The 13,217-nt window shown below is 54.3% G+C and carries 14 protein-coding genes; 5 read left to right on the top strand and 9 right to left on the bottom strand.

The features are described 5' to 3' along the window. Nucleotides 1-10: 10 nt before the first annotated feature. Nucleotides 11-904 carry a dihydrodipicolinate synthase family protein gene (locus MUU51_RS01690; protein WP_258966965.1) on the bottom strand — a complete coding sequence of 298 codons (894 nt, stop codon included), beginning with the start codon at nt 902-904 and terminating at the stop codon, nt 11-13. Between the two features lie 145 nt (nt 905-1,049). Between MUU51_RS01690 and yiiM the strand changes: the two genes are divergently transcribed. Continuing rightward, nucleotides 1,050-1,724, top strand: coding sequence for a 6-hydroxyaminopurine reductase (gene yiiM / locus MUU51_RS01695; protein WP_159776441.1), 675 nt, complete (start codon nt 1,050-1,052; stop codon nt 1,722-1,724). A gap of 46 nt (nt 1,725-1,770) precedes the next feature. Here yiiM and cpxA read toward each other — a convergent pair whose 3' ends face one another. Together cpxA and cpxR are read right to left on the bottom strand one after the other, a co-directional pair. Then, nucleotides 1,771-3,144 carry an envelope stress sensor histidine kinase CpxA gene (gene cpxA, locus MUU51_RS01700; RefSeq protein ID WP_159776439.1) on the bottom strand — a complete coding sequence of 458 codons (1,374 nt, stop codon included), beginning with the start codon at nt 3,142-3,144 and terminating at the stop codon, nt 1,771-1,773. After that, nucleotides 3,141-3,839: an envelope stress response regulator transcription factor CpxR gene (gene cpxR / locus MUU51_RS01705; RefSeq protein ID WP_110511866.1), complete on the bottom strand. Its 699-nt coding sequence runs from the start codon at nt 3,837-3,839 to the stop codon at nt 3,141-3,143. The genes cpxA and cpxR overlap by 4 nt, the downstream gene beginning before the upstream one ends. 150 nt (nt 3,840-3,989) lie before the next feature. On the opposite strand from cpxR, the gene cpxP reads away from it, so the two are divergent. The 4 genes from cpxP to MUU51_RS01725 all read left to right on the top strand — a co-directional run bounded on the left by cpxP (nt 3,990) and on the right by MUU51_RS01725 (nt 7,372). Then, on the top strand, nt 3,990-4,496 hold the full coding sequence (gene cpxP, locus MUU51_RS01710) for a cell-envelope stress modulator CpxP (RefSeq protein ID WP_159776425.1): 507 nt from the start codon (nt 3,990-3,992) through the stop codon (nt 4,494-4,496). 136 nt (nt 4,497-4,632) lie between these two features. Beyond that, nucleotides 4,633-5,547 carry a CDF family cation-efflux transporter FieF gene (gene fieF, locus MUU51_RS01715; RefSeq protein WP_258966966.1) on the top strand — a complete coding sequence of 305 codons (915 nt, stop codon included), beginning with the start codon at nt 4,633-4,635 and terminating at the stop codon, nt 5,545-5,547. A 173-nt stretch (nt 5,548-5,720) separates the two neighbouring features. Continuing rightward, on the top strand, nt 5,721-6,683 hold the full coding sequence (gene pfkA, locus MUU51_RS01720; RefSeq protein WP_159776419.1) for a 6-phosphofructokinase: 963 nt from the start codon (nt 5,721-5,723) through the stop codon (nt 6,681-6,683). Between the two features lie 185 nt (nt 6,684-6,868). Further along, on the top strand, nt 6,869-7,372 hold the full coding sequence (locus MUU51_RS01725; protein ID WP_235033724.1) for a DUF1993 domain-containing protein: 504 nt from the start codon (nt 6,869-6,871) through the stop codon (nt 7,370-7,372). A gap of 60 nt (nt 7,373-7,432) precedes the next feature. Here MUU51_RS01725 and rraA read toward each other — a convergent pair whose 3' ends face one another. The 6 genes from rraA to cytR form a co-directional block, all read right to left on the bottom strand. Next, nucleotides 7,433-7,918, bottom strand: coding sequence for a ribonuclease E activity regulator RraA (rraA, locus tag MUU51_RS01730; protein WP_110511861.1), 486 nt, complete (start codon nt 7,916-7,918; stop codon nt 7,433-7,435). A 92-nt stretch (nt 7,919-8,010) separates the two neighbouring features. Then, entirely contained in the window at nt 8,011-8,937 is a 927-nt protein-coding gene (gene menA / locus MUU51_RS01735) for a 1,4-dihydroxy-2-naphthoate polyprenyltransferase (RefSeq protein ID WP_159776415.1), read from the bottom strand. 67 nt (nt 8,938-9,004) lie between these two features. Next, entirely contained in the window at nt 9,005-10,339 is a 1,335-nt protein-coding gene (gene hslU, locus MUU51_RS01740) for an ATP-dependent protease ATPase subunit HslU (RefSeq protein WP_159776413.1), read from the bottom strand. A 9-nt stretch (nt 10,340-10,348) separates the two neighbouring features. Further along, nucleotides 10,349-10,879, bottom strand: a complete 531-nt coding sequence (gene hslV, locus MUU51_RS01745) for an ATP-dependent protease subunit HslV (protein WP_110511858.1) — start codon at nt 10,877-10,879, stop codon at nt 10,349-10,351. 90 nt (nt 10,880-10,969) lie between these two features. Beyond that, entirely contained in the window at nt 10,970-11,965 is a 996-nt protein-coding gene (ftsN, locus tag MUU51_RS01750) for a cell division protein FtsN (RefSeq protein WP_159776411.1), read from the bottom strand. Between the two features lie 93 nt (nt 11,966-12,058). Beyond that, complete coding sequence (gene cytR / locus MUU51_RS01755) at nt 12,059-13,087, bottom strand: DNA-binding transcriptional regulator CytR (protein ID WP_159776409.1); 1,029 nt, start codon at nt 13,085-13,087, stop codon at nt 12,059-12,061. Nucleotides 13,088-13,217 lie beyond the last annotated feature (130 nt).

Genomic DNA, 13,217 nt, shown 5'->3' on the forward strand with positions numbered 1-13,217 from the left:
TTTTTTGTTTTTAGCGAATGCCGAACTGACGGTCGACGGTTGCCAGCTGTTCAGCGTTGAGCGTCCCGCCCGCGTTGCGCGAAACGGGTGTGCAGTAACCGAATTTGCGAGAGACGACGGTTTTAATCGTGGTCACGAAATCATCACCAATAGCGTAAATTGCCATGAAGCGGCCGATCTCCCGTTGAGCGTGCGTCAATGCGGTTAAGTCACCTTCCTGCCATGCTTCCCGTGCCTGAACAAACAGCTCAGGCATGATGTTATTCAGCCCAGAAATCACCCCAGCGCCGCCTGCCATCAGGTTCGGAATGAAGTATTCGTCGTAGCCCGACAGCACGGCAAAATCGGCTTGCACGGCTTTGGTGGTATGGATCATGTTGCGGGTGTGCGACTGGCAATCAACCGTATCCTTGATGCCCGCGAAGTGCGGAAATTCAGCAGCAAGCGTGGCGGCAATTTCGGGCGTGATATCGCAGCCGGTTCGCGCCGGGAAATTGTAAGCGAACCATTTGCCGTCGAGGCGGTGGCCAATCTCACGGAAATAGCTCAGCACCTGATTTTCTGTCTGGCCGTAGTAGTACGGCGGCAGCACCATCACCGCATCGTAGCCCGAAGAATAAGCGGTCTGCGCCATCAGGAAAACGTCGCTGAGGCAGGTGGATGAGACGTTGGCGACCATCGTCAGGGGTGACATCGCCCGCGCTTTGCGGATAAGCGTCAGGCGTTCTTCCAGCGAAAACGACGCGAATTCGCCAATGCTGCCCATTAGCAGGATAACGTCGATGCGTGCGTCGGTGAGGCGGGTGAGATGCTGTTTCAGCCCGTCGTAATCAATCTGTCCTTCCCTGTCCATCGGGGTAATCGAGGGGCACCAGACGCCGGTAAAACGAAGATGCTGGGTCATGTCGTTGACTCCTTATAGTGAAATGGCGTTTCAATTTAACTAATGGATAACATGAATCGTTCAGCAACGGCTTTACGCATGTCGCATTTTGCGCAGTTTACGTGCAAAAATAGCGGTAATGAGGGTCGGGAACAGGAGAGGGAAGATGCAATATCCGGTAAATGTATTCACGGGAAGCGTGCGGGAGTACGAGGGCAGTCGCCCAAGCGCGATTGCAAAGTTGCAGGTGGACGGCGAGCTTGAACTGACCGAGCGCGGCCTGGTGGGTGATGAGCAGGCGGAAAAGAAAATTCACGGCGGGCCCGATCGCGCGCTGTGTCATTATCCGCGCGAGCATTACGCCGATTGGGTGCGCGAGTTTCCCGAGCAGGCTGAATTATTTTGCGCTCCGGGGTTTGGCGAGAACTTATCGACGGTCGGGCTGACGGAAAAAAACGTGTTTATTGGCGATATTTTCCGTTGGGGAGACGCGCTGATTCAGGTCACGCAGCCGCGTTCGCCGTGCTTTAAGCTCAATTATCATTTCGGCATTAACGATCTGTCTTCCCTGATGCAAAGCAGCGGCAAAATGGGCTGGCTGTATCGGGTGATTATGGCAGGAAAGGTGTCGAGCGAGCAGCCACTGGAGCTCGTCTCGCGCCTGAGTGATGTGTCGGTGCATGACGCGGCGGCGATTGCGTGGCATACGCCCTATGACGATGAGGAGTATCGCCGTTTGCTGTCGGCGGCGGGGTTATCGGTGAGCTGGACGAGGACGATGCAGAAGCGGCGCTTGAGCGGGCATATCGAGGATAATTCACGGCGGTTATGGGGGAAGTAAATTCCCCTCATCCACCCCTCTCCCTTGTCGGGCGAGGGGTAAAACCTTAACCCCGTTTATACAACGGCAACCACAAGGTCAGACGCAAGCCACCCAGCGGGCTGTCGTCGGCTTTGACCCAGCCGCGGTGCTGCTGAATTGCGGTTTCGACAATCGCCAGGCCAAGACCGGTTCCGCCGGATTCGCGGTCACGGGCTTCGTCAGTGCGATAGAACGGACGGAAAATCTGCTCTCTGTCTTCCGGACTCACGCCCGGGCCGTCATCGTCGACGTTAATCGTGATGCCGTCTTTATCCACCGAGAAACTCACCGATATTTTGGTGTGTGAATAGCGCAGGGCGTTACGCACGATATTCTCAAACGCACTCTCGAGCGCATTCGGGTTACCGTACAGCGGCCACGGGCCAGGCGGGTATTCAACGGTGAATGATTTGCCCATCTGTTCCGCTTCAAACGCCGCGTTATCAAGCACTTCGCTCCACAGCTGATTGGCCTTCAGGTTTTCGCTCACCAGGGCGTTTTTCGACTGATTACGCGACATCACCAGCAGATCGTTGATCATGCTGTCCAGGCGGTGCGCTTCCATTTCGATGCGCTCCAGCTCTTTGCTTTCCCCCGCACGGCGACGCAGCAGGGCGGTGCCTAACTGCAGACGCGTTAGCGGCGTACGCAGCTCATGGGAGATATCAGAAAGCAGGCGCTGGTTGGCGGTCATCATCCTTTCGAGCGCCGTCACCATCTGGTTGAAACTGGAACCGGCGGCGAGGAACTCTTGCGGTCCGGATTCAAGCTCCGGATGCTGACGGAGGTTGCCCTGAGCCACTTCGTCGGCGGCATTTTTTAGCTTACGGGCGGGTTTGGCGAGACTCCACGCCAGCCACAACAGCAGCGGCGAACTCACCAGCATGGTGACAATCAGCAACAGCAGCGGACGGTCAAACAGCAGGTTGATGAAATCAGATTGCGAGGTGCTGGCCGGGCGAATCAGGTAGAGCTGGTAGTTATCTTCCCCATCACGAACGGAGAAAGGCCCTACCATTTCCAGTCGGCCATAGCGTTTTTTCTGCGGATGATCGGCGTTATCGGACTGGCCGATAAAGTTACGAATGATCTGCATTTCGTTGCGTTCTGCGCCGATCACCCGGCCTTCGCTGGTCACCAGCAGAAGGCGTTGTCCCGGAGGTGCCCATTTGTCGATGGCGCGAAACAGCCGACGCCACCACATCAAATCATTGGGCGGATCGTTAGCGAGTTCCACTTCGACGTGCTGCTCAATCATCAGACCCTGGCGTTGTTCGCTGTCCAGCAGTTCAGTCATCTGGCGCGAATCAAGTTTGGGCAACATCAGTACCAGCATCAACACCAGTGCCAGGGTTAACCAGAAAATGGCAAAGATGCGTGCGGTCAAACTTCCTATCATGAAGCGGACACCATCAGATAGCCGCGGCCACGTAAGGTTTTAAACCATGGGTGACCATCTTTCCGCTCTGGCAATTTACGGCGCAGGTTGGAAATATGCATATCGATAGCACGGTCAAACGGGGTTAAGCGTTTGCCCAGCACTTCCTGGCTCAGATGTTCACGGGAAACCACCTGGCCGAGATGCTGCGCCAGCAGGTAAAGCAGTGTGAACTCGGTGCCGGTCAGTTCCAGCGTCGTACCATCGAAGCTTGCTTCCTGACGGCCAGGATTGAGGCTCAGGGAATCCACTTCTAAGTTCGGCGAACTGGTATCACTGGTTTGCTGCTGTTCGCTCCAGTGGGAACGGCGCAGAATGGCGCGAATACGAGCGACCAGTTCACGGTCGTTAAACGGCTTTGGCAGATAGTCGTCCGCGCCCAGCTCAAGGCCGAGTACGCGATCGAGTTCGCTGCCGCGTGCGGTCAGCATAATGACCGGTGTCTGGTGTGTCTGTCGCAGCTCTTTAAGGGTATCAATGCCATTTTTCTTCGGCATCATTACGTCGAGCAAAAGCAGGTCGATGCTGTCATCCAAAAGCGCCAGTGCCTGTTCCCCATCGTGGGCAACCAGCACATTGAAGCCTTCCATGTCGAGCAGCTCCTTTAACAGGGAGGTGAGCTCCCGGTCATCATCAACTAACAGGATTTTATTCATTAATTTAATACCTCCGAGGCAGAAATTACGTCATCAAGGCTCGCTAATCCATGACTTTACGTTGTTTTACACCCCCTGACGCATGTTTGCAGCCTGAATCGTAGACTGGCTCTCGTTGAATCGCGAAACAAAAGTACTTGGGAGCAATTGATGCGCAATGTTATCGCTGCCGTCATGGCCTCAACGCTGGCGCTAAGTGCGAATAGCCAGGCTGCTGAAGTCGTCACCAGCGTTAACTGGACCCCTAATGACGGGGCGACGCAGAGCAGTCATCAGGGCCATATGTTTGACGGCATAAGTTTAACCGAATATCAGCGTCAACAGATGCGTGATCTGATGCAACAGGCTCGGCGACAGCAGCCCCCTGTTAATGTTAGCGAAATGGAGACAATGCATAAGCTTGTCACCGCAGATAAATTTGATGAAATCGCTGTGCAGGCACAGGCAGAGAAAATGGCGCAGGAGCAGGTTGTCCGCCAGGTCGAAATGGCCCGGGTTCGCAACCAGATGTTTCGCCTGTTAACGCCAGACCAGCAAGCGATTTTAAATGAACGACACCAGCAACGAATGGATCAGTTGCGGGAGGTTGCACAGATGCAGCAAGGCTCGATGTCGACGCTGTTTAGTAGCAGTAGCAATACCCGTAGTAACCAGTAATAAACCCTGTTTTCCTTGCCATAGACACCATCCCTGTCTTCCCCCTCATGATGAGGGGGTTTTTTTTGCCTTTTTTCCGGCAACTGACCTTAATCACATTCCGCTATACTACCCGCATAAGAGAGTGGGAGTGTTTATGAATCAAACCTATGGCCGTCTGGTCAGCCGGGCGGCCATTGCCGCGACGGTAATGGCTTCGGCGTTACTTTTGATCAAGATTTTTGCGTGGTGGTACACCGGGTCCGTCAGTATTCTGGCGGCGCTGGTGGATTCGTTGGTGGATATCGCCGCCTCGCTGACTAACCTGTTGGTGGTGCGCTATTCGCTGCAGCCTGCCGATGAAGAGCATACTTTTGGTCATGGCAAAGCTGAATCTCTCGCGGCGCTGGCTCAGAGTATGTTTATTTCCGGCTCGGCGCTGTTCCTGTTTTTGACCGGCATTCAGCATTTAATCACGCCCGAACCGATGCGCGAACCTGGCGTAGGGATGGCGGTGACGGTTATTGCGCTCATCAGTACGATAATTCTGGTGACCTTCCAGCGCTGGGTGGTGCGGAAGACGCAAAGCCAGGCGGTGCGCGCCGATATGCTTCATTATCAGTCTGATGTTATGATGAACGGAGCCATTCTGGTGGCGCTTGCGCTGGCGTGGTACGGCTGGCATCGCGCTGATGCATTGTTTGCATTGGGAATTGGTATCTATATTTTATATTGTGCGATACGCATGGGGCATGAAGCCGTACAGTCGCTACTGGACAGGGCGTTACCCGATGAAGAACGTCAAGAAATCATTAACATCGTGAGCGCGTGGCCTGGCGTCAGCGGTGCGCATGACCTACGTACGCGACAGTCAGGGCCGACTCGCTTTATTCAGATTCATTTGGAAATGGAAGATAATCTGCCGTTGGTTCAGGCGCATTTAGTGGCTGAACAGGTTGAGCAGGCGTTATTGCTTCGCTTTCCGGGTTCTGATGTCATTATTCATCAGGATCCGTGCTCGGTTGTCCCTTTGGGGCGCCAGGGCTTTTTGGACTTTCGTAATTCGTTGTGAAAATGTGGGCCGGATCGGCATTTTTTGTCTAAATTACCGCCGATTGGCCTGACCTGAATCAATTCAGCACGATGCGCCTGATATACTATTTCCATATAGTCGATCTCTCCCTTTTTGTGGGGGCGCTTCGGGCAACAGAATAATTTTTAGCATTCCTAAGTTCAGAGGTAGTCATGATTAAGAAAATCGGTGTGTTGACAAGCGGCGGTGATGCCCCGGGCATGAACGCAGCCATCCGTGGTGTTGTGCGTGCAGCGCTTTCGGAAGGTCTGGAAATTTTTGGTATCTATGACGGCTACCTCGGTCTGTATGAAGATCGCATGGTCCAGCTCGATCGTTACAGCGTGTCGGACATGATTAACCGTGGCGGCACCTTCCTCGGTTCTGCGCGCTTCCCGGAATTCCGCGAAGAGCACATCCGTGAAGTTGCTATCGAGAACATGAAAAAACGCGGCCTCGACGCGTTAGTGGTTATCGGCGGTGACGGCTCCTACATGGGCGCGAAGCGTCTGACCGAAATGGGCTTCCCATGCATCGGCCTGCCGGGCACCATTGATAACGACATTAAAGGCACCGACTACACCATCGGTTACTTCACCGCGCTGGGTACTGTGGTTGAAGCTATTGACCGTCTGCGAGACACCTCTTCCTCTCACCAGCGTATCTCCATTGTTGAAGTGATGGGCCGCTACTGTGGCGATCTGACCCTGGCAGCAGCGATTGCCGGTGGTTGTGAGTTTGTTGTGGTCCCGGAAGTGGAATTCAGCCGCGACGACCTGGTCGCTGAAATCAAAGCCGGTATCGCCAAAGGTAAGAAACACGCGATCGTCGCTATCACCGAGCACATGTGTGATATCGATGAGCTGGCGAAGTACATCGAAACCGAAACCAAACGTGAAACCCGTGCGACCGTACTGGGTCACATTCAGCGCGGCGGTTCTCCGGTGCCTTACGACCGTATCCTCGCTTCCCGTATGGGCGCGTACGCGATTGATCTGCTGTTGGAAGGCTTCGGCGGTCGTTGTGTTGGTATCCAGAACGAGAAACTGGTTCACCATGACATCATCGACGCAATCGAAAACATGAAGCGTCCATTCAAAACCGACCTGTTGGACTGTGCGAAAAAGCTCTACTAAACGCCGCGCGACCGTTCGTGAAATCAGGATCCGTAGCCTTCAGGGGCTACGGATTTTTTTTGCCTCTGGTATCTGTCTTCCCAGCACATTAAGCGCTTCTCTTTAAGGGGGGCTGGGTTTACCCTCGATGAGACACGTAATCCAATAAACACCCTACCGTTTTGTAATTATTGAGGAAATTGACAATGTCACTGTATAGCGAAACCAAAGCACAGTTTATTCACGGGCTGGTCAGCCTGAGCGCGGTTCTGGAAAAGAGTGCGACCTGGGCGAAAGAGCAGGGGACTGATGAAACGGCATTGTTGGAGGCAAAACTGGCGGAAGATATGTTCCCGCTGAAGCGTCAGGTGCAGGTAACCTGTGATATGGCGAAGCGTGCGATTGCGCGTCTGGCTAACGTCGAAGCGCCAGCGATGGAAGATAACGAAAGCACGTTCGCACAGCTGCATGAGCGTATTGCTGCCACCGTGGCCTTTTTGACGAGCGTGCAGGATTCGCAGCTGGACGGTGACGATGCGCGACCGATCATGGTTCAGGCGCGTGAACATCAGCTGCATTTCACTGCCAGCAGCTACGTCTTCCAGTTCGCGATGCCGAACTTCTATTTCCACTCAACGACGGCTTACGCCATTCTGCGCCAGGCCGGTGTGCCGCTGGGTAAGGTGGATTTTTTAGGCAAGATTCAGTAACCGGACTGATAAAACGAAAAAGCCTTCTCTGAGAGAAGGCTTTTTTATGCAGGAAGGCGTTTACTCGATGTCGAGGGCGTCTTCCGACAGAATGATACCGGTGTTGTCGGCATAGAGATGGTCGCCGGAGAAGAAGGTCACACCGCCGAAATTGACGCGAACGTCGCTTTCGCCAACGCCTTCACCTGCAGCGCCTACCGGAATCGCGGCCATGGCCTGAATGCCAATGTCCAGTTCTTCCAGGTCGTCTACCTGACGCACCGCGCCGTAGACCACCATGCCTTCCCACTCGTTTTGCACCGCCAGACGCGCAAGGTCGGCATCAATCAGCGCACGACGTACGGAGCCGCCACCATCCACTAGCAGGATGCGGCCACGACCGTTCTGTTCGAGCATATCGTACAGCAACCCGTTATCCTCGAAACATTTCACCGTGATAATTTGTCCACCAAACGACGACCGTCCACCAAAGTTGGAGAACAGCGGTTCAACGACATTGACATCTTCCTGGTAGATGTCGCAAAGCTCGGATGTATCGTATTTCATAGGCTTAACGTTCAGTTGCAGCGGGTGATTTCAGTATATCGTGCTAAGTGCATTGTTGGCAAAATCATCAATTGTTAATTGATATTTGTCAGTTACGCAAACAGGCGGCTGAGCACTATCCCAACCACAAACAACAGGTTAGTCAGAAGCGCGCCTTTTACCGTGCGTTCGAGCATTGGGGGCATATCTGCCGGGGAACGGTGCGTATAGACGAAACGCGCCTGTTTGATAAGCAGCGGCGCGGCCAGAATGAACAGCCAACCCCATGGACTGTGCAGTGCCATCAGGTTAAACAGTGCCAGGCACAGCAGCGCGCCCATCAGCAAACCGGTGTGATAACGGCGGGCATTGACCGGGCCCAGTCGCACGGCCAGCGTGTTCTTACCGTTTTCACGGTCGCTGTCGATATCGCGCAGGTTATTGATATTGAGCACCGCCGTTGCCAGCAGGCCACAAGCGGTAGCAGGCAGAAATGTTACCGCTTCCAGGGTATGCGCCTGAAGATACCAGCTGCCCATCACGCTGAGCCAGCCGAAGAAGATCAGCACCGAAATATCGCCCAGGCCGATATAGCCGTAAGGGCGTGTGCCCACGGTGTAGGTGATGGCTGCGATAATCGACACGCCACCCAGCACCATAAAGCCAATAAAATCTTCCATCGTCTGATACGACGCCATCAGCAAGGCGATGCCGGACAGGCAAATCAGCCCCACCGTGACCATCAGCGCGCGCTTCATCTGTTCCTGGGTGATGACCCCTTTTTGCATCCCGCGCAATGGCCCGATGCGGTCTGGCTTATCGCTGCCCTTGACCGCATCGCCATAGTCGTTCGCCAGATTGGATAAAATCTGTAATAGCCCGGCAGTAATAAGTGCCAGCAATGCAACCAGCGGATTGAAATGCCCCTGCCACCAGGCCAGAGCAGTGCCGACGACAATTGCGGCAAATGCCAGCGGTAAGGTTTTCGGGCGCAGGCTTTCCAGCCACGCCTGGGTACGACTCAGAGATTGTTCAGTCATTGTTCCAGCCAATAAAAATGGGGGCTAAGAGCCCCCATCAAAGGTGATGAAAATGCAATTATCTGGATTATAGGATAAAACGACTCAGATCTTCATCTGCCACCAACGCATCAAGGTGTTTACTCACATATTCTGCGTCAATGGTAAAGGACTCACCCTGACGTTCGCTGGCGTCATAAGAGATATCTTCCATCAGGCGTTCCAGCACGGTGTGCAGGCGGCGCGCGCCGATGTTTTCGGTGGTTTCGTTCACCTGCCATGCGGCTTCAGCGATACGTTTGATGCCGTCGTCGGTGAAGTCGATATTCACGCCTTCAGTGCCCATCAGCGCTTTGTACTGCACGGTTACGGACGCGTTTGGCTCAGTCAGAATACGTTCGAAGTCATGAGTGGTCAGGGCTTTCAGCTCAACACGAATCGGCAGACGACCCTGCAATTCAGGGATCAAATCTGACGGGCTGGCTACCTGGAAGGCGCCGGAGGCGATAAACAGAATGTGGTCGGTTTTCACCATCCCGTGCTTAGTGGAGACAGTGCAGCCTTCAACCAGCGGCAGCAGGTCGCGCTGAACGCCTTCACGAGAAACGTCAGGGCCCGAGGAGTTGCCGCCGCGCTTACAGATTTTATCGATTTCATCGATGAAGACGATCCCATGCTGTTCAACCGCGTCGATAGCGTCCTGCTTCAGCTCTTCCGGGTTCACCAGCTTCGCGGCTTCTTCTTCAATCAGCAGCTTCATCGCGTCTTTGATTTTCACCTTACGCGGCTTCTGCTTCTGTCCACCCAGGTTCTGGAACATAGACTGCAGCTGGCTGGTCATCTCTTCCATACCAGGAGGAGACATGATTTCAACGCCCATCGGTGCTGCGGCGAGATCGATTTCGATTTCTTTGTCGTCGAGCTGACCTTCACGCAGTTTTTTGCGGAATGCCTGACGCGCAGCAGACGGCTCCTGCGGCTCTTCGGACTGGCCCCAGTTGTTTTTCGCCGGTGGGATCAGCACGTCGAGAATGCGCTCTTCCGCCATTTCTTCAGCGCGATAGCGGTTTTTGTCAATCGACTGCATACGCACCATTTTCACGGCAGCATCGGTCAGATCGCGGATGATAGAGTCAACTTCTTTACCGACATAGCCCACTTCGGTGAACTTAGTGGCTTCGACTTTGATGAATGGTGCGTTGGCGAGCTTCGCCAGACGACGGGCGATTTCGGTTTTACCCACGCCGGTTGGGCCAATCATCAGAATGTTTTTTGGAGTCACTTCGTGACGCAGCTCTTCGTCGAGCTGCATACGGCGCCAGCGGTTACGCAGGGCGATAGCCACAGAACGCTTTGCCGCGTCCTGGCCGATAATATGTTTGTCGAGTTCGCTGACAATCTCGCGTGGGGTCATTTCAGACATAGGAGATCCTTACGCTTTAGAAGGTAATTCTTCGATGGTGTGGAAGTGGTTGGTGTAGATGCAGATATCACCCGCAATCCCCAACGCTTTTTCCGCAATGTCACGAGCGCTCAGCTCGGTGTTTTCCAGCAGCGCACGGGCTGCGGCCTGGGCATACGGGCCGCCGGAGCCAATGGCAATCAAATCGTTTTCAGGCTGCACCACATCGCCGTTACCGGTGATGATAAGCGACGCGTTTTCATCTGCAACAGCCAGCAGCGCTTCAAGCTTGCGCAGCATACGGTCGGTACGCCAGTCTTTGGCAAGCTCAACCGCGGCTTTCACCAGATGTCCCTGATGCATTTCCAGCTTACGTTCGAACAGTTCAAATAGCGTGAAGGCGTCAGCAGTGCCGCCGGCGAAGCCTGCGATCACTTTGTCGTTATACAGACGGCGTACTTTTTTCACGTTGCCTTTCATGACGGTATTGCCAAGCGTGGCCTGACCATCACCAGCGATAACGACATGACCGTTACGGCGAACACTTACTATTGTTGTCACGAGAGGACCCCCTGGGTGTAAAGCAGAATACAGGCCCCGCACGTTGTGCGGGGCAGAATGCATTAATAGATGGGGGGGATTTTGGGGGTTTCAACCCCTGGAGGCGATACGAATGCAGTTTGCGTGCCCGGCAACCTTCAGGCGGGAGATAGTGCCATCGGCATTATCTTTGCCTTTCACAGGGCCAATCACCACGCGATTCCAACCGTTATTGGTGGTAATGCGCGAATCAAATCCTTCAAAGGCCAACTGGGCACGAACGGTTTCTGCCTGATCGGCACCTTTAAACGAACCGCACTGGATTATCCAACGGCGATCGTCTGCGGTCTGTTTTGCCGGTTCTGGCTCACGCGTCACCGGTGCAGCCTGCTGCGCTTTCGGCTGGCTGGCTGTGGTATGCGTCGGCGTTTGCATCAGATCCTGATACGGCTGCTGCGTGGTTTGTTTCGGTTGCGTCTGGCGCGGCTGTGGAGCTGGCTGGCTCTGAACCGTACGCGTTTGCTGCTGTTCCACCGGGCGAGACTGCGTGCGCGGTGCCTGCACCGGCTGTGTCTGCGACCACTGCTGCTGTTGAACTTGCTGTTGTTGCTGCACCTGTTGCTGAAGTCGTTGACGTTGCAGCGTTTGCTGGCGCTGCTCAGGGGTTTGCTCGTTCCACGGCACCTCCGTCAGCTGCGTCGGCTGCTGGCGCATATCAGCCTGCATTTGTGCTAACAGCTGGCGCTGTTCGTCGGTCAGCTGATTGGCATTTTTGACTTCGCCACCCGCAGACGGCTCCGTTGGCGCACGCACGCCAGGCTGGCGACTTTCCAGTTCTTTAATATAGCGCCAGCGTTCTTCCGGCTTCGGCGGTAAACCATTACCCGTGGCCTGGCGGCCCTGCATGGCTTCGGCTTCTTCTTTCTTGTGATGGGTAATGAAGTACAGGCCACCGATAAAGGCAACCAGCACGGCCGCGGCAATAGCGACCATGGCTGGTGAGACAGCAGGAAGGCTACTTTGCTTTTTCCGTGAGTTCCTTGTTGGACTCTTTTTTCGCCGCGAAGCAGCAGGTTTGCTGCGGCTTACATAATCTCGTTGTGCCACTGTCGTTTCGCTGTATTTATTCGTTCATCAGCCCGCCATGTTACTTAAGCGGCGGGGCTTTGACCAGAAGCGCTAGTCTGAAAGCCGTTTAGTTTAAGGCTTATTTTTTGTAGTACTACCGCGAACCACCAGTTCACAGTCGAGCAGACGGGAACCGCTACTGACATTTTGACCGCTAAGCTGATCGAGCAACAGCAGCATGGCTTCGCGACCAATATCAAATCGTGGCTGCGAAACGGTGGTCAGCGGTGGGTCGCAAAATTCCGACAGGGAAATGTTATCGAAGCCGATAATCGACAGATCGTCAGGCACCTTCAGGCCACGGCGTTTTGCCAGTGACAGTGCGCCTAGCGCCATCACATCGCTATGACAGAAGACGGCTGTGGGGGGCTGCGGCAGGGCCAGCAGTTGCTCCAGCGCATTGGCCCCTGCTTCGAAAGTAAAGTTACCGCGAGCGATATAGTGCGGATCAACGGTAATCCCGCAGCGGCGCAGCGCCTGCACGTAACCCTGTAAACGGTAGTGGCACAGCGGCATTTCTTCAGGCCCGGCGATGCAGCCAATGCGCTGATGTCCGAGCTCGTGCAGGAAATTCACGGCGTTAAAGGACGCAGTGAGGTTGTCGATGTGAACCGTCGGCAGTTCGAGTTCAGGTGCAAACTCATTGGCCATCACCATTGGCGGCAAATTCCGTTGCTCTTCAATGCTGGCGTCGAATGGCAGGCGCGAACCCAGCAGCAGCATGCCGTCGATTTGTTTGGTGATGATGAGATCGATGAAGGTTTTTTCCTGCTGATTCTGATGAGCGCAGTCGCCAATCAGCACCAGATACCCCTGTTCAGCAGCGGTAATTTCGATACCCCGGATGATTTCACTAAAGAAAGGATCGCAGATGTCCGGCACAATCACCAGAATGGTTCTCGACTCGTTACGCTTCATGTTACGGCCCAAAGCCTGTGGGAAATATCCCACTTCCAGCGCGGCCTGCTCCACTTTATTACGTGTGGACTGCGACACTTTGTCGGGGTTCATCAATGCCCGGGAAACGGTTGCCGTAGAGACATTCGCTTTCTGAGCCACATCCTTCATGGTTGCCGAAACAACCTCTTTTTTGGACTTCACCTGGGTTCTCCTCGCTGACGGGGGCAGAGACTTCCACTGTCTCTGACAACAGTCTCTTTTTTATCAGAGAGTAAGTCAGGGGAGTTACAGAAATTTCATGAAAATTGTGACGGAAGCTAAATTTTTCGAT

Source organism: Scandinavium manionii (genome assembly GCF_024764775.1).
Classification (GTDB): domain Bacteria; phylum Pseudomonadota; class Gammaproteobacteria; order Enterobacterales; family Enterobacteriaceae; genus Scandinavium; species Scandinavium manionii.